This is a genomic window from Massilia timonae CCUG 45783 (assembly GCF_000315425.1).
GTDB lineage: Bacteria > Pseudomonadota > Gammaproteobacteria > Burkholderiales > Burkholderiaceae_D > Telluria > Telluria timonae.
Genome location: NZ_JH992926.1, coordinates 122,232 through 145,272, shown reverse-complemented (window position 1 = coordinate 145,272; position 23,041 = coordinate 122,232). Strand labels below are relative to the sequence as shown.

The 23,041-nt window shown below is 69.0% G+C and carries 15 protein-coding genes; 8 read left to right on the top strand and 7 right to left on the bottom strand.

All coding sequences use genetic code 11. The annotated features are described in order from the left end of the window. Positions 1-7: 7 nt before the first annotated feature. The 3 genes from HMPREF9710_RS23455 to HMPREF9710_RS23445 all read right to left on the bottom strand — a co-directional run bounded on the left by HMPREF9710_RS23455 (position 8) and on the right by HMPREF9710_RS23445 (position 3,361). Positions 8-1,594 (bottom strand): aldehyde dehydrogenase (NADP(+)), encoded by a 1,587-nt coding sequence (locus tag HMPREF9710_RS23455; RefSeq protein ID WP_005670594.1) that lies wholly within the window; start codon positions 1,592-1,594, stop codon positions 8-10. A 2-nt stretch (positions 1,595-1,596) separates the two neighbouring features. Next, a complete protein-coding gene (gene kdgD, locus HMPREF9710_RS23450; protein ID WP_005670592.1) occupies positions 1,597-2,508 on the bottom strand; it encodes a 5-dehydro-4-deoxyglucarate dehydratase in 912 nt (303 codons plus the stop codon). A gap of 124 nt (positions 2,509-2,632) precedes the next feature. Beyond that, positions 2,633-3,361, bottom strand: coding sequence for a FadR/GntR family transcriptional regulator (locus HMPREF9710_RS23445; RefSeq protein WP_005670591.1), 729 nt, complete (start codon positions 3,359-3,361; stop codon positions 2,633-2,635). Between the two features lie 184 nt (positions 3,362-3,545). Here HMPREF9710_RS23445 and HMPREF9710_RS23440 point away from each other — a divergent pair, with 184 nt between their 5' ends. From HMPREF9710_RS23440 to HMPREF9710_RS23420, 5 genes are all read left to right on the top strand, one after another. Continuing rightward, positions 3,546-4,283: a rhamnogalacturonan acetylesterase gene (locus HMPREF9710_RS23440; RefSeq protein ID WP_005670589.1), complete on the top strand. Its 738-nt coding sequence runs from the start codon at positions 3,546-3,548 to the stop codon at positions 4,281-4,283. After that, positions 4,280-7,447 (top strand): pectinesterase family protein, encoded by a 3,168-nt coding sequence (locus tag HMPREF9710_RS26770; RefSeq protein WP_005670587.1) that lies wholly within the window; start codon positions 4,280-4,282, stop codon positions 7,445-7,447. The genes HMPREF9710_RS23440 and HMPREF9710_RS26770 overlap by 4 nt, the downstream gene beginning before the upstream one ends. A 111-nt stretch (positions 7,448-7,558) precedes the next feature. Next, a complete protein-coding gene (locus HMPREF9710_RS23430) occupies positions 7,559-8,257 on the top strand; it encodes a FadR/GntR family transcriptional regulator (protein WP_005670584.1) in 699 nt (232 codons plus the stop codon). A gap of 268 nt (positions 8,258-8,525) precedes the next feature. Then, positions 8,526-11,336: a TonB-dependent receptor plug domain-containing protein gene (locus tag HMPREF9710_RS23425; RefSeq protein WP_005670582.1), complete on the top strand. Its 2,811-nt coding sequence runs from the start codon at positions 8,526-8,528 to the stop codon at positions 11,334-11,336. A 68-nt stretch (positions 11,337-11,404) separates the two neighbouring features. Further along, on the top strand, positions 11,405-12,559 hold the full coding sequence (locus HMPREF9710_RS23420; protein ID WP_005670581.1) for a pectate lyase family protein: 1,155 nt from the start codon (positions 11,405-11,407) through the stop codon (positions 12,557-12,559). On the opposite strand, the gene HMPREF9710_RS28700 is transcribed toward HMPREF9710_RS23420, so the two are convergent. The 4 genes from HMPREF9710_RS28700 to garD are packed head-to-tail and all read right to left on the bottom strand — an operon-like array spanning position 12,560 to position 18,265. Next, on the bottom strand, positions 12,560-15,001 hold the full coding sequence (locus HMPREF9710_RS28700) for a family 43 glycosylhydrolase (protein WP_005670579.1): 2,442 nt from the start codon (positions 14,999-15,001) through the stop codon (positions 12,560-12,562). Continuing rightward, positions 14,998-15,873, bottom strand: a complete 876-nt coding sequence (locus tag HMPREF9710_RS23410) for an aldose 1-epimerase (RefSeq protein WP_005670578.1) — start codon at positions 15,871-15,873, stop codon at positions 14,998-15,000. The genes HMPREF9710_RS28700 and HMPREF9710_RS23410 overlap by 4 nt, the downstream gene beginning before the upstream one ends. After that, complete coding sequence (locus HMPREF9710_RS23405; protein ID WP_005670577.1) at positions 15,874-16,701, bottom strand: NAD-dependent epimerase/dehydratase family protein; 828 nt, start codon at positions 16,699-16,701, stop codon at positions 15,874-15,876. It lies immediately after the preceding gene. 22 nt (positions 16,702-16,723) lie between these two features. Further along, positions 16,724-18,265: a galactarate dehydratase gene (garD, locus tag HMPREF9710_RS23400; RefSeq protein WP_005670575.1), complete on the bottom strand. Its 1,542-nt coding sequence runs from the start codon at positions 18,263-18,265 to the stop codon at positions 16,724-16,726. Positions 18,266-18,515: 250 nt separating this feature from the next. On the opposite strand from garD, the gene HMPREF9710_RS23395 reads away from it, so the two are divergent. Genes HMPREF9710_RS23395 through HMPREF9710_RS23385 form a run of 3 tightly spaced genes read left to right on the top strand, consistent with a single transcriptional unit; the run spans position 18,516 to position 23,027 of the window. Continuing rightward, complete coding sequence (locus HMPREF9710_RS23395) at positions 18,516-19,922, top strand: glycoside hydrolase family 88/105 protein (protein WP_005670573.1); 1,407 nt, start codon at positions 18,516-18,518, stop codon at positions 19,920-19,922. 13 nt (positions 19,923-19,935) lie between these two features. Continuing rightward, positions 19,936-21,159, top strand: a complete 1,224-nt coding sequence (locus HMPREF9710_RS23390; RefSeq protein WP_005670570.1) for a DUF4861 family protein — start codon at positions 19,936-19,938, stop codon at positions 21,157-21,159. A gap of 8 nt (positions 21,160-21,167) precedes the next feature. After that, a complete protein-coding gene (locus HMPREF9710_RS23385; protein ID WP_005670568.1) occupies positions 21,168-23,027 on the top strand; it encodes a glycoside hydrolase family 28 protein in 1,860 nt (619 codons plus the stop codon). The last annotated feature ends 14 nt before the right edge of the window (positions 23,028-23,041 follow it).

Sequence of the window (23,041 nt, the reverse complement as noted above, 5' to 3'; positions counted from 1 at the left end):
TACGGCGTTACGCATTCCCTCCAGCTTGCAAGGCGCCGTCCAGCAGGCGCGCGAGACCCAGCGGATTCTCGTCGCGCAGCGCTTCCGGCAGCAGGTTGGCGGGCACGTTCTGGTAGCACACCGGCCGCAGGAAGCGGTCGATCGCGCTGGCGCCGACCGAGGTCGTGCGGCTGTCGCTGGTGGCCGGGAACGGGCCGCCGTGGACCATCGCGTGCGACACTTCGACGCCGGTCGGGAAGCCGTTGAACAGCACCCGGCCCGCCTTGCGTTCCAGGATGGTCAAGAGCGCGCCGGCCAGGCCGTGGTCGGCGGCTTGCGCATGGACGGTGGCGGTCAGCTGGCCGTGCAGCGCCTCGGCCGCCCGCAGCAACTGATCGGCGTCCTTGAAGCGCACCAGCACCGCGGCCGGGCCGAACACTTCGTCTTCGAGCGCCGCATTGCCCAGGTAGGTGTCGGCGTCGCACAGGTACAGCGCGGCGCGCGCCGCGCAGCCCGCGCCCTGTTCACTTCCTTGCGCCACCAGCTGCAATCCCTCGACCTGGCCGAACTTCGCCACGCCGCTGTTGTACGCCTCGTGGATGCCGGCGGTGAGCATGGTGCCGGCGCCCTTGCCCGCCAGCGCCTCGCCGGCCGCCTTGACGAAGGAGTCCAGATCGGCGCCTTCGAGCGCGAACACCAGGCCCGGGTTGGTGCAGAACTGGCCGACGCCGAGCGTCAGCGAATCGACGAAGCCCTGCGCCAGGCCGGCGCCGCCGGCCTGCAGCGCGGCCGGCAGCAGGAACACCGGGTTCACGCTGCTCATTTCGGCGTAGACGGGAATCGGCTCGGCACGGCCGGCGGCGGTGCGCATCAGCGCGGTGCCGCCCTGGCGCGAACCGGTGAAGCCCACCGCCTTGATCGCGGGGTGCGCCACCAGCTGCTGGCCGACGGTGCGGCCGTCGCCATACAGCATCGAGAACACGCCTTCCGGCATGCCGGCTTCCCTGGCCGCGCGCTGGACGGCGCGGCCGACCAGTTCCGAGGTGCCCGGGTGGGCGGCGTGGGCCTTGACCACGACCGGGCAGCCGGCCGCCAGCGCGGAGGCCGTGTCGCCACCGGCCACCGAGAACGCCAGCGGGAAGTTACTGGCGCCGAACACGGCGACCGGGCCGAGGCCGATCTTGGAGAGGCGCAGGTCGGGACGCGGCGGCGCACGGTCCGGCAGCGCGCTATCGATGGTCGCATCCAAGAAGTAACCGTCGCGCACCACCTTGGCGAACAGGCGCAGCTGGTTCACGGTGCGCATCCGCTCGCCTTCCAGCCGCGCCTGCGGCAGGCCGGTCTCGAGCATGGCGCGCTCGATCAGTGCCGGGCCGACGGCCAGGATCTGTTCGGCGATCGCTTCCAGGAAGCGCGCGCGCTGCTCGAGCGGCAAGGCGCGGTATGGGTCGAAGGCCTGGGCCGCCAGCGCGCAGGCGCGCTCGACGTCGTCGCCGGTCGCCTGGCCGAAGCCCGGCTCCAGGTTGGCGCGGGTGGACGGGTTGAAGCCGAAGGCCTCGCCCGCAGTGCCGCGCACGCACTGCTGGCCAATGATCATTTCACCGAGAATCGTCATGATCACAGCACTCCGTTCTTCTTGAGCAGGTCGAGCAGCATCGCGTCTTCTTCGGCGGTCAGGTCGGTCAACGGCGGACGCACCGGGCCGGCGCCGTGGCCGACCAGGCGGGCGCCGGCCTTGATGATGCTGACGGCGTAGCCGGCCTTGCGGTTGCGGATCTCGAGGTAAGGCAGGAAGAACTCGTCGATCAGGCGGTTGGTGGTGTCGGTGTCGCCGGCGGCGGTGGCGTGATAGAAGTCCATCGCCAGTTGCGGCACGAAGTTGAACACGGCCGACGAGTAGACCGGGGTGCCCAGGGCCTTGTAGGCGCCGGCATACACTTCGGCGGTCGGCAAGCCGCCCAGGTAGCTGAAGCGGTCGCCCAGCTTGCGCCAGATCGAGACCATCAGTTCGATGTCGCCGTTGCCGTCCTTGAAGCCGATCAGGTTCGGACAGCGGTCGGCCAGCTTGGCCAGCGAATCCGGGGTCAGGCGGCAGTTGGCGCGGTTGTAGACCACGACGCCGATCTTGACCGAGCGGCACACCGCCTCGACGTGGGCGATCAGGCCGTCCTGGCTGGCTTCGGTCAGGTAGTGCGGCAGCAGCAGCAGGCCCTTGGCGCCCTGGCGCTCGGCTTCCTGGGCGTGCGCGATGGCGGTGCGGGTCGGACCGCCGCAGCCGGCCAGGATCGGCACCACGCCGGCGCAGGTGTCCACCGCCGTCTTGATGATCTGGCCGTATTCTTCGCCGTGCAGCGAGAAGTATTCGCCGGTGCCGCCGGCCGCGAACAGCGCGGTCGCGCCGAACGGCGCCAGCCATTCGAGGCGCGCGGCATAGCCTTTCGGATCGAACTCGCCCTGCGCGTCGAAGTCGGTGATCGGGAAGGACAGCAGGCCGTGCGACAGGACTTGCTTGAGTTCATTTGGTTGCATTGCTCGGGTCTCCGTGGGTCTAGGTGTTGGACGAAAAAGTGATATGACTCGTATGTCAGAATCAAGTTGTAAGTCATCGTACAACCTAAGTCGGGCGACCGCAAGCAAAATGTGCCGGAAAGATTCAGTTCAGCGATCCCTCCAGGCGGCGCTGCGCCTGCACCAGGCGTTCGCGGCTGTTGGACAGATGGGTGCGCATCGCCGCGCGCGCCGCTTCCGGATCGCGCCGTTCGATGGCGCGGAAGATATCGTCGTGCTCGCGGCTGACACGCTCGAGGAAGTCGGCCGGCTTGTCCTGTTCCAGCTTCGGCGTGTCCAGCCGCGCGCGCGGGATGATAGCGTTGCCCAGCTGCTCGAGGATGTCGACGAAATAGCGGTTGCCGGTCGCCTGGGCGATCAAGAGGTGGAAGCGCTTGTCGGCATCCACCGCCGACCTGCCCTCGGCCATCGCCTGCTGCATCTCGAGCAGCGCGCCGGCCAGTTCGTCGACCTGGTCTTCACTGCGCCGGCTCGCTGCCAGGCCCGCCGTCTCGGTCTCGACGCCGATGCGCAGCTCGAGGATGGACAGCACGTCGCGCAGGGTCAGGATGTGCTCGGCGTCGAGTCCGAGCCCGGCCTGCGCCCGCTCGATCACGAAGGTGCCGATGCCGTGCCGGGTCTGCACCAGGCCAGCCGCCTGCAGGTGCGAGATCGCTTCGCGCACCACGGTGCGGCTGACGCCGTGCTGCGTCATCAGCGAAGATTCGGTGGGCAGCTTGTCGCCCGGCTTGAGCGTCCCCTGGCGGATGGTGCCGCTGATGTGCTCGACCACGCCCTGGGCGAGGCTGCGGTGCTTGCGTTGGGGAAGAGTCATGGTCATTCGTTGGATTGGATGGGATGGCGCGATTATACGCGAAGGGCTGGTTGCCACATACATCAGTTGTCTGACATCCTATCTGCATAGTGCTGGTGCGCGACAAGCGCGTGGTACAACCACCTTGCGATATTGGCCCGACCAAACTAGAATCGGGTATCAAAAAAGAAATACTGGAGACTCCATGCCGTTGGTCCGCCTGTTCCCCCTGCTTACCCTCTTGCTGACCGGCGCCGCCTGGTCGGCGCCGCCGGCGCACGACCGCGTGATCCTGGTCGGCGACTCGACCATGGCCAGCAGCACCGGCTATGGCGACGCGCTGTGCGCCCGCCTCACCCCCGAGACGGCCTGCCTGAACCTGGCGCGCGGCGGGCGCAGTTCGGGCAGCTTCAGGGCCGAAGGCCGCTGGGACGAGGTGACCGGCCTGCTGCGCCAGGGGGCCGGCTACCGCCGCACCTATGTGCTGATCCAGTTCGGCCATAACGACCAGCCGGGCAAACCCGGACGCTCCACCGACTATGCGACCGAGTTTCCCGCGAATATGACCCGCTACGTCGAGGAGGCGCGCGCACTGGGCGCGCTGCCGGTGCTGGTGACCCCGCTCACGCGCCGCAGCTTCAGGCAGGGCTATGTACAGAACGACCTGGCGCCATGGGCCGGCACGGTGCGCAGGATCGCCGCCGCGACCGGCACGCCGCTGGTCGACCTGAATGCGCTGTCGCTGGCCGCGGTCCAGGCCATGGGACCGCGAGAAGCGGACAAGCTGGCGCGCGCCGGCGCCAATTTCGATCACACCCACGTCGGCCCGCTGGGCGCCCAGCGCTTTTCGGAGATCGTCGCACGCGAACTGCTGCGCAAGGTCCCGGCCCTCGCCCCGGCGTTCGCGCCCGAGGCGCGCACTGCCGCGCGGAGCGCGCAATGAGCGGGGCGCGCGCGGTCTTCGCCACCCTCCTCCCGGCCTTCGCCCTGGCTTCGCTGGTCCCGGTCATCGTCTTCGCGGCCGCCCCCATGCCGGGTGCGATCGCCGAGCGCCAGCACGCTCCTGCGGACGGCTGGGCCGCGCAACAAGGCGGCACCCGCGGCGGCGCCCTCGCCAGCCCGGCCCACGTGTACACGGTGGCCGACCGCGCCCAGCTGGTGGCCGCCCTGGAGGCGCCGGCGCCGGCGCGCATCGTGCGCGTGGCGGCCACCATCGACATGAGCGAAGGCCGGCCTTTCCGCGACCACGACGACCAGGCCCGGCGCGGCGGCGTGCGCCTTCCATCGAACACCACCCTAATTGGCGTGGCGCCGGGCGCCGGCTTCGTCAACGCCAGCCTGCTGGTTGCAGGCGTCGAACAGGTGATCGTGCGCCACCTGGCGATCCGCAATCCCTGCGACGTGGCGCCGCAATGGGACCCGCAAGACGGCGCCAAGGGCAACTGGAACTCGGAATTCGACGGCATCACGGTGCGCGACGCGCGCCATGTCTGGATCGACCACAACAGCTTCACCGATGCGCCCGACACCGACGACCGCGCCCCGGTCGAGAACGGCAAGCGCAAGCAGTGCCACGATGGCGCGCTCGACATCACCCAGGGATCGGACCTGGTCAGCGTCACCTACAACCATTTCGCCCAGCACGAGAAGAACATGCTGATCGGCGCCGGCGACCGCTTCACCGGCGACCGCGGGCGGCTGCGCATCACGCTCAAGGGCAATCTGTTCGAGCACGTCGCCGAACGCGCCCCGCGGGTGCGCTATGGCCAGGTCCACCTGCTGAACAATTACTATGTGGGCGAGCGCGGTCGCGCGGTCTATGGCCACGGCTACAGCATCGGCGTGGCGCATGCCTCGCGCCTGATCTCCGACGCCAATGCCTTCGACGTGGCCGGCGCGAGCGCCTGCAGCCAGCTGGTGCGCGACCCGGCGCACAGTCCCGGCGTCTTCGTCGACACCGGCTCCCTGCTCAATGGCCAGCCGCTGGATGGCTGCCCGCACGGCGGCGACGCCGGTTGGCGCGTCCCGTATTCGTACACGGCGCTGCCGGCGTCGCAGGTGCCCGCCCACGTCCGCGCCAATGCCGGCCCGCGCCCAGGCGCCGGCGACGCTGCCGGCGCCCTGGTGGAGGCGCGCATCGCGCCGTCGACCGGCGCGCCATTCGTGCTGCGCGCCCGACGCGCCGCCAACGGCGACTGGCAAGGCGCCAGCCTGCAACTGGTCGACGGCGGCAAGACGCTGCAGGTCGAGCTGCTCGCCGCACGCGGCGGCCAGGCGCAGCGCCTGAAGCAGATACGGCGCCGCACCGTGCCGGCCGACATGCCGCTGGTGCTGGGCTTTGCCGCCGACGCCGGCCAACTGGCGGCGCTGGTCGATGGCGAGCGCGTGACCACCGCGCTGGCCGAGCCGTTGCCGGCCACGCAAGCGCTTGACTGGGAGGCCGGCGCGCACCGGCTGCTCGACCTGCGCGGCGGCCCCGTTGACGCGGTCCCGGCGCGCCTGAGCGCCCAGGTCGCCGAACGGCGCATCCTGCTGCAGGCCGGCGACCCGGCGGCCACCGTACCCATTGGCGGCGCACTCGGCATCGAGGTCGTCAGCGACGATCCGCGCATCGCCACGGCCGACGTCGTCCACGGCGCCGTGCGCGTGACGCCGCTGGCGGCCGGCCGCACCGCGGTGACCGTGCGCAGCGCCGGCGATCCGTGGGCCCAGGCCAGTTTCGCCGTCGTGGTCGGCGAACGCTTCGTCGCGCCGCGCGGCGCCACGAGCGTCGCCACGCACCCACGGGCCGACGAGCGCGGCGTGCCGCCCGATACGCCGCTGCGCCTGGCCCTGGCGCCCGGCGCCGCGCTGACGGGAGAAGGCAGCATCCGGGTGCTGCGCAAGCGCGACGGCCTGCTGGTCGCGGTGGTCCGTCCGGGCGAGACGGTGGCCGCCATCGGCCCTGCGCCACGCCAGCGCCTGGTGCGCCAGCACGACCTGAGCATCGTCGACGGCGAGCTGCGCGCGCGCCTGCCGCAGGCGCTCGAGTACGATACCGAGTACGAGGCGCTGGCCGAGGCGCGCCTGGTGCGCGGCGCGGATTTCGATGGCGCGCGCTGGCGCTTTCGCACCACGCCGCACCGCCCGGTCGGCGACAGCGTGACGGTGGCCGCCGCCGGGCGGTCGCATTTCCGCACCGTGCAGGGCGCGCTCGATTACGCGATGTCGCTGCCGCGCGCGCAAGCGCTCACGGTCAATGTGGCCGACGGCGTCTATCCCGAATTGCTGTACCTGCGCGACAAGGACAACCTCACCCTGCGCGGCGCCAGCCGCGAGGCGACCGTCATCCGCGCCGCCAACAGCGACACCCTCAACCCCGGCTCCGGCGCCGGGCAGGAAGCAGGCACGCCAGGGCTGCTGGGCGGACGCGCGCTGTTCCTGGCCCAGGACAGCGACCTGCTCGACCTGCGCGACATCGCCCTGCACAACAGCACCCTGCGCACCGACGGCCACTCGCCGCAGGCCGAGACGCTGTTCTTCAGCAGCCGCGACGGCCGCCTGATGGCGCGCAACGCCCACTTCCTGAGCGAGCAGGATACGCTGCAGCTGACCGGTTATGCCTGGTTCCACAAGTCGCTGGTGGAAGGCAACGTCGACTTCATCTGGGGGAACAACCGCGCCGCGCTGTTCGAGGACAGTGAAATCCGCAGCATCGGCGACAGCGCCCGGCCGGACAGCGGCGGCTACATCGTGCAGGCGCGCACGATCGGCGCCGCCGAACCGGGCTTCGTCTTCCTGCGCTCGCGCCTCACCCGCGGCGCCGGGCCGGCCGGCAACCTGCCGGCGGACGGCAGCGCCTACCTGGCGCGCTCGCCCGGCACCGCCAACACCTGGGACAACGTCGCCTTCATCGATTGCAGCGTCGGCCCGCACATCGCCGCCGACGGCTGGCTGCGGCGGCCGGCGCCGAATCCAGCCGAAGGCGGATGGCGCGAATACGGCAACCGGGGGCCGGACGGCCAAGCGCGCAGCTATGGCGGCTTCATGCTCGAGCGCGAACAGGCCGCGCGCCTCTCGACCCGGGCCGCCGTGTTCGCGGGGCGCGGCTGGAACCCGCAGCCCTAGGCGGCCGGCGCGCGCCACAATATCTGCCCGTCCACTTGCAACATTAACCATACCAAACTAAGATTCGCTAGTTTTGGCGCCCGCTGCCAATAATCCAGGACGAACCGATCGATGAAGAAGACCCCAGCGCTGAATGAACCTAGCACCACCGAGCCGCGGCTGTATCGGGTCGTTTCGGCCAGGATCGAGGAGCTGATCCGCGCCGAGAACATCCGCGCCGGCGAACGCCTGCCGGCCGAGCGCGAGCTGGCGGCCAAGCTCGGGGTCAGCCGCACCTCGCTGCGCGAGGCCCTGATCGCGCTCGAATTGAGCGGCAAGGTCGAAGTGCGCGGCGGCTCGGGAGTGTACGTCAGCGAAGACGTCGCGCCGAAGGCCGACGTGCCGACCGCCGGCCCCGGCCCGTTCGAGGTGCTGGCCGCGCGTCGCCTGATCGAGGTCGAGGTCGCGGCGCTGGCCGCGAAGCACGCCAGCGATTCGGCGATCGACGCCATCCTGGTGGCGGTCGAAGAGATGGAGCAGCACCACGAAGACCGCAGCGGCAACGAATCGGCCGACCGCAACTTCCACCTGGCGATCGCGCGCGCCACCGGCAACAGCGCGATGGTCGGCGTGATCGAATACCTGTGGAGCCAGCGCGGCTCGCTGTGGCACAAGCTGAAGGAACACTTCCAGACCGAGGAACTGCGCCAGCAGACGCTGATCGACCACCGCAACATCTTTGCCGCGATCGCTGCCCACGACGTCGCCGGCGCGCGCCAGGCCATGCGCGCCCACCTCGACCGCGTCACCCGTACCTTCTCGCGCGGCTGACCCGCCCTTCCCCACCCTTACCTGCGCCGCCCTTTCCTGCGCGGCCACTTCCTGCCCCGCGCGCTCCGCGCGGGCCTGCGCTCGCCCATCTCACCCACAAAGGTTAGACCGGATTAAATTTCGGCACGTCCAGATTGCCAAAGTGGTCTGACCAAATTAGAATTGTTTCCATACCAATCATCGACGACCCGGCGGAACCGGGGCACACATGCGGGCGAGCCGGGGGCACATCCGGACGCATTCGACGACTACAGGCAGGAGACACGCAGTGAACAACCTTCGCACGACCAATCAACCCCGCTTCATCCTTTCGGCCGTCGCGCTCGCCGCGATGACCCTGGCCAACCTCGCCACGGCGCAGGAAGCGCCGATGCAGCGCATCGAGGTGACCGGCTCCTCGATCAAGCGCCTGGCGACCGAGAACGCCCTGCCGCTGACCACCTACAAGGCCGAGGAACTGGTCAACCAGGGCTTGACCACGATGTCCGAAGTCGCGGTGGCCCTGACCGTGGCCGCGACCAACGAACCGGTGGGCGGCGGAGGCGGCGGCACCATGATCAATATGCGCGGCCTGAACACCAACCGCACGCTGGTGCTGCTCAACGGCCGGCGCCTGGCCAACGAGGCGCTGGGCGCGAGCTTGGTCAACGTCGACGTGATCCCGATGGCCGCCATCGAACGGGTCGAAGTGCTGCGCGACGGCGCCTCGGCCCTGTACGGCACCGACGCCATCGCCGGCGTGGTCAACTTCATCACCAAACGCTCGGTCCAGGACGTGACCCTGCATGCCAGCACCGTGCAGCCGCAGGAATCCGGCGGCGGCGACCAGAAGCGCGTGACCATCGTGGCCGGCAAGGGCGACATCGCCAGGGATGGCTGGAACGTCTATACCGCATTCAGCGCCCAGCGCCGCGACTCGCTGCTGCAGCGCGACCGGCCGCAGATCTGGGACGCCGCGAAGCTCGCTTCGCTGGGCGGCACGCCGTTCAATTCGAACACCTCGGGCGGCTCCGCCTCGCCGGCCAACTTCACCATCTATCGCAACGGGCGCTCGGCCAACATCACGGGCAACCCCTATTTCGCGAACGGCTGCGTGGCGCCGGGCCTGGCCCAGACCACGGTGCCGTCGACCCGCACCAATGCCAACGGCGGCAACACCTGCATCACCGATCCGAGCATCTACCCGGAGCTGCTGCCGGAGAACCAGCAGGTCACCCTGTTCACCAAGGCCAGCCTGGCGCACGGCGAAGGCAAGATGCTCACCGTCGAGCTGAACCTGGCGCGCTCGTACATCGATGCCGTCAGCGGTCCCCAGCCCTTCGGCAACAATACCGACTATGACCGCCTGACGGCCTCGCGCCGCCCGCTGATGATGACGTCCGCCAGCAAATGGTATCCGGGCGGCAGCGGCGGCGTGCCGGCGGTGGCTGGCCTCAACGGCGAAGACCTGGCGCTGACCTGGAGCCTGGACGAACTCGGCCCGGTCAAGCTGCACGACGTGCAGACCAACCACCGCCTGGTGATCGCCGACGAGGGCCAGGTCGCGTCCTGGGATTACCGCGTGGGCGCCTCCTACGGCTACAGCCATCGCGACAGCGGCTTCAAGGAAAACTTCGTGCGCACGCCGGCCGTGTATGCGGGCGTCGCCAACGGCATCCTGAACCCCTTTGGCGCGCAGGACGAGGCCGGCCGCGCCTACCTCGAGAGCATCTCGGCCGACGGTGAAGTCTTCCGCAAGGCCGACGTGCGCTACTACGGCCTCGACTTCAACCTGAGCCGCACCCTGATGGACCTGCCGGGCGGCGCCCTGGGACTGGCGGTCGGCGGCGACTGGCACCGCGAGACCTACGAAGAGAACGTGCCGATGATCGGCGACGAGGTGGTATGGCGCGTCAATGGCACGCCGGGCAACAACCCGAGCGGCGCGCGCCGCGTCTCGGGCCTGTACGCCGAACTCGATGCGCCGGTCACGAAAGCGCTCAACCTGAACTTCGCGGTGCGCGGCGACCATTTCAGCGACTTCGGCTCGACCTTCAATCCGAAGGCCAGCTTCCGTTACCAGCCGATGAAGGAACTGATGGTGCGCGGCACCGTCAGCACGGGCTTCCGCGCCCCGACCCTGCCCGAATTGTACGGCGTGCCGCGCAGCCTGCAGCCGTCGACTTCGAGCTGGGACGACCCGCTGCTGTGCCCTGGCCCGACCCCGAACGTGGCCGGCTCCGGCTCTCTTACCACCGATCCGCGCTTCGCCGGCCTGGGCCTGGACGCGGAACGTGTCTGCAACACGCGCCTGACGACGCTGGTCGGCGCCAATCCGGACCTGGAGCCGGAGAAGTCGAAGACCTACACGGTCGGCTTCGTGATCGAACCGGTCAAGAACTTCGTGGCGACCGTCGATTTCTGGAAGATCGACATGAAGCGCACGATCGCCCAGATCAACGAGGACTCGATCTTCGACAACCTGGACCGCTACGGCGACCTGTTCGTGCGTAATCCCGACGGCACGCTGGCGTACATCACGAAGACCCGCCTGAACATGGGCGGCCTGAAGACCCAGGGCGTCGACATCGGCCTGAACTACCTGGTGCCGACCGCGAACTGGGGCCGCTTCGGCTTCTCGATGGACGGCACCTACACCGACCGCTACGAGGGCCAGAACGACGAAGGCAGCCCATGGGTCGACAGCGTCGGCCGCATCGGCGCCCTGTCCACCGGCTCGACCTCGGCCAACACGTATATCTTCAAGTGGAAGCACCAGGCGCGCGTGAACTGGAGCTACGGCCCGTTCTTCGCCCAGTTGACGCAGCAGTACACGTCGAGCTACGAAGACACCAACGCCCTGCCGACCCAGCAACCGGGCCAGCCGTTCTACAACGTGATCGAGCCCTATCGCGTGTACAACCTGTCGACCACCTACAAGGTGTCGAAGAACTTCAAGCTCGGCGCCGGCGTGAACAACCTGTTCGACACCGATCCGCCGCTGTCGAACCAGCGCCTGTCCTCGCGCGTCGTGTTCGCGCAGAACATCGCCAAGCCGATCGGCCGCGCCTTCACGCTGCGCGCCGACTACACGTTCTAAGCCCGTCGTTCTCGCCTGCGCGAAAAGTCGTTACCTCCGGTGGGGGTAACGACGTATCCTGGAGCGCCATGAAGCACCTGTCCAAGTTCCTGATCCTGTGGCTCGCCGCAAGCAGTGCCGGCTGCGCCAGCGACGCGCCGCGCGCCGCTTCTTTCGCCCCCATGTCGCGCCAGGCGGCGCCGCCCGACGGCTGGGCGGCCCAGGCCGGCGGCACCCGCGGCGGCGCCGACGCACCGACCGCCAACGTCTTCACCGTCACCGACGCCGCCCAGCTGCGCCGGGCGCTCGGCAAGTCGGTAGAAGGCAGCCGCATCGTGCAGGTCGACGGCGTGATCGACATGAGCGAAGGCCGGCCCTTTGCCGACCATGCGGACCAGTCCAGGCGTGGGCGGGTCGCGCTGCCGGGCGACACCACCCTGGTCGGGCTCGGGCCACGATCCGGCTTCGTCAACGCCCACCTGACGGTGACCAGGGTGTCGCAGGTCATCATTCGCAACCTGAACCTGCGCAATCCCTGCGACGTCGCGCCGCGCTGGGACCCCAAGGACGGCGACGGTAACTGGAATGCCGAGTTCGACGCCATCGCCATCGTCGCCTCCACCCACGTCTGGGTCGACCGCAACAGCTTCACCGACGCCCCGTTGACCGACGACACGCTGCCGGTCGTGGACGGCAAGACCCGGCAGTGCCACGATGGCGCGCTGGACATCCGCGACGCCAGCGACTACGTCACGGTCTCGTACAACCACTTCGCCCTGCATGCCAAGAACACGCTGATCGGCGCCAGCGACCGGGCCGAAGGCGATGCCGGCCATCTGCGCATCACCGTCAGCAACAACCTGTTCGAATTCATTGCCAGCCGCGCCCCGCGGGTGCGCTTCGGCCAGGTCCATTTGTTCAACAACTACCACGTCGGCGACCGCAAGCATGCGGCCTACCGCCACGACTACAGCGTCGGGGTGGCCCGCCAGGCGCGCATCGTTTCCCACGCCAACGTCTTCGAGGTGACCAATGCGCGCGGCTGCACCGACGCCGTGAAGCCGTTCGCACAGGGGCCGGACGCGGGGAGCTTCAGCGACACAGGCTCGCTGCTGAACGGCGCGCCGCTGGCCGGCTGCGGCGTGGATGCCGCGCCAGCGTTCGAGGTGCCCTATGCGTTCGCGCCGCTGCCCGCGGCCGCCGTCCCGGCGCATGTGCGCGGGCGCGCGGGCGCCGGCAAGTGATCAGGGATTGATGCGGAAGTAATCCAGGTCCGCGTAGGCGCCCGGCGTTCCGGTCGCGAACACGCCGACCTGGGCGCCGACCCAGCGGCCCATGGTGGCGTCGAAAGGTTCGCCCAGGAACGTGTACTGGAGGCCGTCCGCGCTGTACGAGAACGATACCCGGGCGCCATGCGTCACGTGCATGCGCAGCGTGACCGCGTATCCGGGCAATACGGGTCCGACCGTCTCGGCGCAGGCGCCGTCCTGGCCGCAGCGCACGCCGACCATGCGCGGCTGGCCGCCGACGCGGCGCACGCCGAACCAGTCGCTGGCCAGGCCCATCACGCCGAGCCCCACCTGGTCGCCGTCCTGCTGCGCGCGTAACTCCACCCTGGCCGTCACGCCGAACGCCGGCGCTGGAAACTTCTGGGTCAGCACCGACGGCAGTTGCCGCACCGGCGCCGCCGCTTGCGCGTGCAGGCGCAGGAAGCCGGGGCGCGCGTCCAGCGCATGCCAGCCGGCTTGCGGGTTGGCCGTCCATTGCCATTGCGGGCCGAGGGCCGGGCCGTCGAATTCGTCGCCGACCGCCGGCTCGCGCCGGGCGAAGACTCCCGGCACCGGCTTGGCGTGCTCGCGCAGCGGCTGTCCCACGCCCGGCTTGGCGGACGGCTCGCCGATCAGGGGCCAGCCGTCCATCCAGCGCAGCGGCTGCAGGTGAACCACGCGGCCATAGGCGCGCCGGTCCTGGAAGTGGAAGAACCAGTCGACTCCCTGCGGCGTCGTGACCCAGGCGCCCTGGTGCGGGCCGTTGATATCGGTGGCGCCCTGCTCCATCACGATCCGGTCTTCGTACGGGCCTTCGATGCGGCGCGCACGAAACACCGACTGCCAGCCATGCTCGACGCCGCCCGCCGGCGCGAACACGTAGTACCAGCCGTCGCGCTTGTACAGCTTGGGACCCTCGAGGGTCCGGTAGCCCGGCAGGCGGTTGCCGTCGATGATCACCCGGCCCGCCCCGTCGAGCAGGCTGCGGCCGTCCGGCGCCATGCGGCGCAGGGTCAGCACGTTGTTGAAGCCGGCCCGGCTCCTGGCCCAGGCGTGGATCAGCCATGCGCGGCCATCGTCGTCCCACAGCGGCGCCGGGTCGATGATGCCCTTGCCGGGCAGTAGCAGGTGCGGCGTGCTCCAGGGTCCGGCGAAGTCGGTCGCGGTGCTGAGGTAGACGCCATGGTCCGGATCGGGATGGAAGATCCAGAATTTCCCGTCGTGGTGGCGCAGGCTCGGCGCCCACACTCCCGTGCCGTGCTGCGGCGTCGCGAAAGTCGCCTGCGGCGCCAGTTGCGGCAGCGCATGCCCGACCAGCTCCCAGTTGACCATGTCGCTGGAGGTCAGCAGCGGCAGGCCGGGGGCGTTGGCGAAGCTGGACGAGACCATGTAATAGCGTTCCCCGACCCGGATCGCGTCCGGATCGGAATAATCGGCATGCAGGATCGGGTTGCGGTAGCGGCCGTCGCCCAGGTCGGCCGACCACGGCGCACGCGCCGGCATGGGGCCCAGCTGCTGGCCCAGGAAACGGTCCATCGCGTCGACCGTCGGCGCCAGCCAGGGATCGAACAGCCAGAACGAATGCGGCGCGCCGGCCAGCGCCACGGTGTCGGTCGCGATGCCGTGCGCGGCCAGCCTGGCCGCCAGCGCCTCGCGCCCGCTGGAAAAGCGCGGCACGCTGCTGACGATGAACTGCACCGGCGGGCTGTCCTTGCCGGCGTGGGTCAACGGCGAGGCGGCGCGCCACAGCGCGGCCTTCTCGGCGTAACGGCCGCCGAACCAGGCGCCGGCTGCCGACGGTTTCTTGGCCGGATCGTCCTCATGGCGCAGCGCCTCGGGCGAGGTGAAATCGGACAGGCCATCGATATTGACCACGGCGCCCACGTGTTGCGGACGCGTCATGCCGACCAGGGCGGCGATCTGGCCGCCGGCCGAACCGCCCGCCAGCGCGATCCGGTCCGCGTCGACGCCGAACTCGCCCGCGCGCGTGCGCAGCCAGTCCAGCGCCGCCTTGACGTCGTCGATCGCGGCCGGATACCGGGCCTGGCCCGACAGGCGGTAGCTGACGGTGGCGGCGGCATAGCCGCGCGCCGCCAGGCGCGCCGCGAGCGGCGCCATATTCGTGCGCTCGCCGCCGCCCCAGCCGCCGCCGTGCACCAGCAGCACCAGCGGCGCGGGCTTTGCATCGGGTGCCGGCAGGTAGAGGTCGAGCGCCAGCGCCAGGTCGGCGCGGCGCGCATAGACCAGGTCCTTGCGGACCCGCACCGGCGCCGGCGCCTCGGCGCTGGCGATGCGGATCTGCGGGTAGTCGCGCACCAGCTTGCGGTAGGTGGTTTCGGCGTTATAGGGAGACTGCGCGCTGGCCGGCGTCAGCACCGCGGCCACCGCCAGTGCGGTGGCACGGGAAGTTTGTCTCATAGGGACGAGCCGCGGAAGGCGCAGCGCCGCCGCAACGTCGCACCAGGCGCCACCACGGTCAGGCCGGGCCGGCCCGGCAGATTGTGCGCGTTGATCGGGTGATCCACCGGCTCGAAGCAAAAGAAATCGCGCCCCGGCGGAACATACAGGATGAAGTAATCCATGTCGGCGTCGAGTTCGAGCGCCACGCCGCGCGCCGGCCAGGCGATGCGCGCCTGCCCCGGCCAGCCGTCGAACACGTGATCGACGCCATCTTGCGGCAGCGCGGCCGGCGTGTCGAAACGCCAGTTACCAGGTATGTCGCTGCGGGTCAGCGGCAGCCTGTCCGGACCACTCGACCACACCCCGTCAGCGCACGCTTCAAGCCGCGCGCCCTGTGGATCGGGCATCCAGGGATGCAGGCCGATCCCGAACGGCAGCGCCGCGGCGCCCGTGTTGCGCACCTCGACCTCGACCAGCAGCGCGGCGCCATCCAACGAGTACCGCAACCCGGCCTCGTACGAGAATGGCGTTGCCCCGGGCCGCGCCAGCGTCAGCCGCACGGCCGTGTCCGAGCGTTCGGCCACCTGCCAGGCCTGCTGCCAGGCGTCGCCGTGAATCGGGCACGGCTCGCCGGCGCGGTTCGGCGCCGGCACATATTGCCGGCCTTCGAACGCGAAACCCGACGGCGCCATGCGGTTGGACCAGGGCAGCAGCGGGAAGCAGGCCAGCTGCGACGGCGTCGGCGCGCCGGGCGCATCGGGCGGCAAGGCGCGCAGCAAGGGGGCCGGTTCGCCAGAGCCGAGCCAGTCCAGCCGCGCCAGTCCGCCCCCGACCTGGGGGACGATCTCGGCCAGCAGGCTGGCGTTGCGCATGACGATGCGCTCGACCATTCAGTACTGCGGACCGTCGAGCAGGAACTTGCCGCCCTGGTACATCGTGGTCACGTCGTCCCTGGCCGGGAACTCGGACGAATCCGGGAACAGGTGGGCGAACTTCGCCGAGCTGTCCTTCGGCTTGTAGCCCAGGTGCGAGGCCAGGCGGTTGTCCCACCAGGTGCTGTCGTTGTCGGACACGCCATACACGATGGTGTGGCCGACGCGCGGGGCGAACAGCGAGCAGCGCAGCAATTCGGTCAGGTCGTCGTACGACAGATAGGTGCTCATCATGCGCTTGTTGGCCGGCTCCGGGAAGCTCGAGCCGATGCGCACGCAGACGGTCTCGATGCCGAAGCGGTCATAGTAGTAGCGGGCGATCTGCTCGCCGAAGACCTTCGACAGGCCGTAGTAGCTGTCGGGACGGGTCGGCGAATCGGCGTCGAGCACCGTGGTCACCGGGTGGTAGCCGATCGCGTGGTTCGAGCTGGCGAACACCACGCGCCGGGTGCCGGCCTTGTGCAGCGCTTCGTACAGGTTGGCCACGCCGAGGATATTGGCCTGCATGATGGGTTCGAACGGCTTCTCGGTCGAGATGCCGCCGAAGTGCAGCACCGCATCCACGCCGTCGAGCAAGGCCAGCACGGCCTCCTTGTCCGCGAGGTCGCACTGGACCACCTCTTCGCCGGGGCCGGCGGGGGCCATCTCGGCCACGTCGGACAGGCGCACCACCTCGGCCCAGGGCTTGATGCGCTCGCGCAGCACCTTGCCCAGGCCGCCGGCGGCGCCGGTCAGCAGGATGCGTTTGAAAGGCTTGCCGGTCTTGTTTTGTACTGCAGCGGTCATTCGGGTCTCCAATAATAGGTGTTCAGGTCACGGGCGCCGGATTGAACAGCGCAAGCGCATTATGCAGCTTCCAGTGCTCGGCCCAGGTTTTACGGCCGCTGGCCACGTCCAGGATCAGGCGGAACAGCTCCCAGCCGACGTCCTCGATGGTGGCGTCGCCGCTGGCGATGCTGCCGGCGTCGAGGTCCATCAGGTCGTGCCAGCGGCGCGCCAGCTCGGTGCGGGTGGCCACCTTGATGACCGGAACCGCGGCCAGGCCGTAGGGCGTGCCGCGCCCGGTGGTGAAGATGTGGACATTCATCCCGGCGGCCATCTGCAGCGTGCCGCAAATGAAGTCGCTGGCCGGCGTCGCGGCGTAGATCAGGCCCTTCTGCTGCAGCCGGTCGCCCGGCGACAGCACGCCGGTGATGGCGGTGCTGCCCGACTTGACGATCGAGCCCATGGCCTTTTCCACGATATTCGACAGGCCGCCCTTCTTGTTGCCGGGGGTGGTGTTGGCGCTGCGGTCGACGCCGCCGCGCACCAGGTAATCGTCGTACCACTGCATCTCGCGCACCATCGCCTGCGCTACCTCGGGGCTCGACGCGCGCGCCGTCAATTGGTCGATGCCGTCGCGCACCTCGGTCACTTCGGAAAACATCACGGCGCCCCCGGCGCGCACGATCAGGTCGGTGGCGAAGCCCACCGCCGGGTTGGCCGTCACGCCCGAAAAGGCGTCGCTGCCGCCGCACTGCACGCCGACCACCAGGTCGGACGCCGGGCAAGTTTCGCGGCGGCGCGCGTTGAGCTCCTGCAGGTGCTGCTCGGCGGTGCGCATCAGCGAATCGATCATCGACATGAAGCCGACGTGCTGCTGGTCCTGCAGGGTCACCACCGACGGCGCGGCGTTGCCGATCGGGATCGCGCCGGCCGGGAACAGGCGCGCCGGCGGCAGCTTCTCGCAGCCCAGGCTCACGACCATCACGCTGTCGCCGAAGTTCGGGTTCCTGGACAGGTTGCGGATGGTGCGGATCGGGATGTCGGCGCCGGGGGCGTCGATCGCCACGCCGCAGCCATACACGTGCTCGAGCGCCACCACGTCCTCGACGTTCGGGTAGCGCGGCAGCAGTTCTTCGCGGATGCGCTTGACGGCGTAGTCGATCACGCCCGAGACGCACTGCACGGTGCTGGTGATCGCCATCATGTTGCGGGTACCGACCGAGCCATCCTTGTTGCGGTAACCCTCGAAGGTGAAGCCTTCCAGGCGCGGCCCGGCATCGACGGCGTGGGTGCCGATCGGCAGGTCGTCGAGCGAACGCGCGGCCGGCATGCGCAGCACGCGTTCCGAGACCCAGCTGCCGCGCGGGATCGCGCCGTCGGCGTAGCCGATGGTCACGCCGTAGCGGATCACGGCGTCGCCATCCTGCAGGTCCGCCAGCGCCACCTTGTGGCCTTGCGGGACGCCTTCGAGCAGCACCAGGCCGTCCGGGAATGCGGTGCCGGCGGGCAGGCCGCCGTCATTGACGACGATCGCGACGTTGTCGCTGGCCTGCATGCGGATGGTGCGCGGAACTTGGTGGTTCATGTCTCTTTGCCTGTCTTATGGCTGATTGGGGAGGGTCATTTTTAGTATGCCATAAATAAATCGCATGCGGCTAGTCCACCTTGCGATTTTGGCCGGACCAAATTAGAATGGCCTGACCAAAACGCAAGATAAGCAGTGTCAAGACGATCACGCAGTCCTGGACCTGCACCATGCAAGCCAGCAATACTAGAAGTACGGTAGCTGAAGCACATGCCGATATCCGGTAATACAACAAAGCGATTGGAGACACATGAAAGGCCACACCCTGCACCTGCTTGCAGCTCTCTTGGGCTGCGCGCTCGCCTGCGGACCCGCCCTGGCAGAGGGCAAGTACCGCAATCCCGACAACGGCAACCTGGGCGATCCGGGCGAAGGCACCTACCCGATTCCCTATAAAAAGCCGGTGGTGGCCGAAGTCACCGCCCAGTTGCAGTCGATCCGGGCCTTCATGGAGCGCGCCACCCCGACCCGCGTCGTCAGCAAGCGCACCGGCCAGCCGATCGCCGACCTGAAAAACCCGGTCGCGGACGCGATCTTCGAGCGCAGCGCCGGCGACTACGGCATCCAGGTGTACGAGATGGGCGTGGTGCATTCGGGCCTGCTCAAGGCGGCGCAGGTCACCGGCGACGCCGGCTTCACCAACATGACCCGCCGTCACTTCCAGTTCTTCAACGACACCCTTCCCTACTTCCGCGCCCAGGAACAGAAGTTCAAGCTCGAGCGCGCCAACAGCTTCTCGCGCTTCCTCGATCCGCGCTCGCTCGACGACAGCGGCTCGATGTGCGCGGCCCTGATCCGGGCCCGCTTCGCCAAGGTCGGCCCCGACCTGAAGAACATGATCGACACCTGCAGCGACTGGGTATATAAACGCCAGTTCCGCCTGGAAGACGGCACCATGGCGCGCAAGCGTCCGCAAGAGGTTTCGCTGTGGGCCGACGATATGTACATGAGCATCCCGGCGCTGGCCGAGATGGGCCGCCTGACCGGCGAGCGCGCCTACTTCGACGATGCCGTGGGTAACGTGATCGGGATGTCGAGCCGCATGTTCAACCCGCAGCTCGGCCTGTACACCCACGGCTGGCACGCGAATCACCCCGACGCGCCGCGCTTCTACTGGGCGCGCGCCAACGGCTGGGCGGTGCTGGCGATGTCCGACCTGCTCGACGTGCTGCCGAAGGACCACCCCGGCTATCCGAAGGTGCTGGCCCAGCTGCGCGCTTCCTTGAGGGGCATCGCCGAGCTGCAAAGCGGCAGCGGCCTGTGGCACCAGATGCTGGACCGGAACGACTCCTACCTCGAGACCTCGGCCAGCGCCATCTTCACCTATGTGTTCGCGCATGCGGTCAACGAAGGCTGGATCAGCGCCACCACCTATGGCTCGATCGCCCAGACCGGCTGGAACGCGCTGTCGACCCGCATCAATTCGCTGGGCCAGGTCGAAGGCACCTGCGTCGGCACGACCCTGGCCAGCGACATGGTCTACTACTACCATCGCCCGACCAGCGTCGACGCCCTGCACGGCTACGGCCCGATGCTGCTGGCCGGCGCCGAGATCATCCGCCTGGTGAGCAACCCGGCGTTCGAGATCCAGCACAAGGTCCGCACCTACCACTACCTGCCCAAGGGCGGGAAGACCGATTACCGCGAACACCACTGATCCGGGAGACACCATGAAACGACTCGTACTGGCAAGCCTGCTGGGGGCGCCGCTCGCCCTGTCCACCTGCGGCGCGCAGGCGGCCGACAAGGTCGACGTCAGCGTGCAGCACGACCTGGCGATCGCGCGCCCGTCCGAAACCATCGCGATTGCCTGGAAGGACGTCAACGCCGCCCTGCCCGGCGCCATGATCCAGAAGATCGCGGTCAAGGACGCGCGCGGCCGGGTGCTGCCGCACCAGGTGACCAATATCGCGCCGCAGGCGAAAGACCCGAACAACGAAGGCATCGCCTATGGCGAGCTGCTGTTCCAGCACAGCTTCGCCGCCGGCGAGAAGAGCGCCAGCTTCACCATCGAGCGCATCGACGGCGTGGCGCCGCCATTCCCGGTCAAGGCGTTCGCGCGCCACGTCCCGGAGCGCCTCGACGACTTCGCCTGGGAGAACGACAAGGTGGCGCACCGCACCTATGGCCCGGCGCTGGCCGCGCCGGCGCCCGCGGGCGTGGTCAAGGAAGTGCTGGTGACCAGCGGCCTCGACCTGTGGTTCAAGCGGGTCGACTATCCGATCGTCGACCGCTGGTACAACAAGGGCCATGACCACTACCACAAGGACCAGGGCGAAGGCATGGACATGTACAACGTCGGCAAGTCCCGCGGCGCCGGCGGTAGCGGCATCTGGATCGGTGAGACGCTGCACACGGGCGTGAACTGGGCCAGCTACAAGATCCTGGCCAACGGACCGATCCGCGCCGTGTTCGAGCTCCACTACGCGCCATGGGACGCGGGCGGCCGCCAGGTCAGCGAGGTCAAGCGCTTCACGGTCGATGCCGGCCACTGGCTGGACCGGATCGAGAGCACCTTCACCACGGCGGCCGGAGACACGGCTGCGCTCACCGTCGCCATCGGCCTGAACAAGACGCCGGGCGACAAGGGCCAGGATCCGAAGATCCAGGTCGGCCGCGACGGCAAGGTCTTGCTGCAGTGGGTGGAGCAGAAGAGCAACGACGCCTTCGGCACCGCCGTCGTGCTGCCGGCCGCCGAGGGCTTCGCCCAGGACCCGCTCAATGAACTGATCTATGCCACGGCCACGCCCGGCCAGCCGCTGCGCTACTACGCCGGCGGCGCCTGGAGCCGCGCCGGCGAGATCACCACCCGCGCCAGGTGGCAGCAGGTGACGCAAGACCAGGCCGCGCGCGACGCCAACCCGGTGCGCGTCAGCCTGGCGCAACAACGATAAGGACCGACATGCCATTCCAAGCCAAACGACGCGCGCTGCTGCGCACCGTCCCCGCCGCCTCGCTGATGATGACCGGCCTCGGCGCCGCCAGCATCGCCCGTGCCCACCAGGATGGCGCCGCCCGTGCCCTGCCCGGCGCTGCCCGCCCCAACCCATGGCGGCGCGCGGCCGACATCGTGGCCCGCTTCGCCACGCCGCTGGCGTTTCGCGACGAGGACTTCCCCATCACGGCGCATGGCGCCAGGCCCTGCGCGCTGGTGAAGGTGAAGGGCCAGACCGAATCGCTGGTCGAGGGGACCCTCGACACGCCGGCGCCGGGCTCCCCGGACTGCTATCCCGCGATCGCCGCCGCCATCGCGGCCTGCCACGCCAAGGGCGGCGGCCGGGTCGTCATCCCCAAGGGAGAGTGGTATTGCGCCGGGCCGATCGTGCTGCGTTCGAACGTGCACGTGCACCTGGCCGCCGGCGCGCGCGTGCACTTCGCCGCCAACCCGGCCCACTACGCGCGCCACGGCGAGCATGACTGCGGCGCGAACGGCAAGCTGGTGCTGTCGCGCTGGCAGGGCAACGACTGCCTGAACTACTCGCCGATGGTGTATGCGCTCAACCAGACCAATATCGCCCTCACCGGCGAGGACTGGACCAGCATCCTCAACGGCCAGGGCGGCGTGCCGTTCGAGGCGGGTTTTGCCGACCAGCCGGAATGCTGGTGGGACTGGAAGGGCCGCGGCAAGCCGGTGCGCAAGCGCACCGAGGTCCATGCGAACCCGAACAACCCGCCGCTGGACCAGGTGGTTCCCGGCATCGATGCGCGGCGCCAGGCCGCCATCCAGGGCGAAGGCGGCCGTTGGCAGACCGATTCGCGCTACCTGCCGGCGCTGTCCGAGGCAGGCGTGCCGGTCGAGCAGCGCGTGTTCGGCCACGGGCACTTCCTGCGCCCGTGCATGATCGAACTGATCGGCTGCAGCAAGGTGCTGCTGCAGGGCTACCAGGTGAACGCGGCGCCGTTCTGGCTGCACCATCCGGTCGATTGCCGCGACCTGTTAATCCGGCGCGTGAACATGGAGAGCCTGGGACCGAACAGCGACGGCTTCGACCCGGAGTCCTGCGACGGCGTGCTGGTCGACGACTGCCTGTTCAACAACGGCGACGACTGCATCGCGATCAAGGCGGGCAAGAACCTCGACACCGGCCACGGACCGACGCGCAATGTGGTGATCCGCAACTGCGTGATGAACAGCGGCCATGGCGGCGTGACCCTCGGCAGCGAGATGGCCGGCGGCATCGAGCACGTGTATGCCGAGAAGCTCGAGTTTCGCAACATCCACTGGAAAGACGACCCGCTCAACACCGCGATCCGGCTCAAGACCAATATGAACCGGGGCGGCTTCCTGCGCCACCTGTACGTGCGCGACGTCACGCTGCCGCATGGCGTGGCCACCGAGCCGATGCTGTACAAGCCGCTGCCCGGCGCGCGCGAGATCAAGGAACCGGTGGCCTCGACGGCGGGCGCGATCATCACGATCGACTGCGACTATGTGCCGGGCGACGACACCATGCGCATCCGCCCGCCGCAAGTGTCGGATATCGAGATCAGCAACGTGCGCACGTCCAATGTCGATACCGGCAAGGGCAGCTTCTCGTGCTACCAGGCCTTCGTGCTGCTGGGACCGGTCGCGTCGAGCTTCAACGGCAAGCCGGGCACCGCCATCCCGCCGATCGCCCGCGTGCGCATCAGCGATTCGGACTTCGGCACGCCGCGCAATACGGCCAAACCGTGGTTCTTGCACAACGCCGTCGACGTCACGCTCGATAACGTCACCATCGCAGGCAAACGCCACAAGCAAACCCTATCCACCCATGGTTAAGTGTCATCAGGTCA

What these genes read in the sequence shown, in the direction of transcription:
- HMPREF9710_RS23455 (WP_005670594.1), bottom strand. Translation starts at nt 1,594, where the DNA reads ATGACGATTCTCGGTGAAATGATCATTGGCCAGCAGTGCGTGCGCGGC.
- kdgD (WP_005670592.1), bottom strand. Translation starts at nt 2,508, where the DNA reads ATGCAACCAAATGAACTCAAGCAAGTCCTGTCGCACGGCCTGCTGTCC.
- HMPREF9710_RS23445 (WP_005670591.1), bottom strand. Translation starts at nt 3,361, where the DNA reads ATGACTCTTCCCCAACGCAAGCACCGCAGCCTCGCCCAGGGCGTGGTC.
- HMPREF9710_RS23440 (WP_005670589.1), top strand. Translation starts at nt 3,546, where the DNA reads ATGCCGTTGGTCCGCCTGTTCCCCCTGCTTACCCTCTTGCTGACCGGC.
- HMPREF9710_RS26770 (WP_005670587.1), top strand. Translation starts at nt 4,280, where the DNA reads ATGAGCGGGGCGCGCGCGGTCTTCGCCACCCTCCTCCCGGCCTTCGCC.
- HMPREF9710_RS23430 (WP_005670584.1), top strand. Translation starts at nt 7,559, where the DNA reads ATGAAGAAGACCCCAGCGCTGAATGAACCTAGCACCACCGAGCCGCGG.
- HMPREF9710_RS23420 (WP_005670581.1), top strand. Translation starts at nt 11,405, where the DNA reads ATGAAGCACCTGTCCAAGTTCCTGATCCTGTGGCTCGCCGCAAGCAGT.
- HMPREF9710_RS28700 (WP_005670579.1), bottom strand. Translation starts at nt 15,001, where the DNA reads ATGAGACAAACTTCCCGTGCCACCGCACTGGCGGTGGCCGCGGTGCTG.
- HMPREF9710_RS23410 (WP_005670578.1), bottom strand. Translation starts at nt 15,873, where the DNA reads ATGGTCGAGCGCATCGTCATGCGCAACGCCAGCCTGCTGGCCGAGATC.
- HMPREF9710_RS23405 (WP_005670577.1), bottom strand. Translation starts at nt 16,701, where the DNA reads ATGACCGCTGCAGTACAAAACAAGACCGGCAAGCCTTTCAAACGCATC.
- garD (WP_005670575.1), bottom strand. Translation starts at nt 18,265, where the DNA reads ATGAACCACCAAGTTCCGCGCACCATCCGCATGCAGGCCAGCGACAAC.
- HMPREF9710_RS23395 (WP_005670573.1), top strand. Translation starts at nt 18,516, where the DNA reads ATGAAAGGCCACACCCTGCACCTGCTTGCAGCTCTCTTGGGCTGCGCG.
- HMPREF9710_RS23390 (WP_005670570.1), top strand. Translation starts at nt 19,936, where the DNA reads ATGAAACGACTCGTACTGGCAAGCCTGCTGGGGGCGCCGCTCGCCCTG.
- HMPREF9710_RS23385 (WP_005670568.1), top strand. Translation starts at nt 21,168, where the DNA reads ATGCCATTCCAAGCCAAACGACGCGCGCTGCTGCGCACCGTCCCCGCC.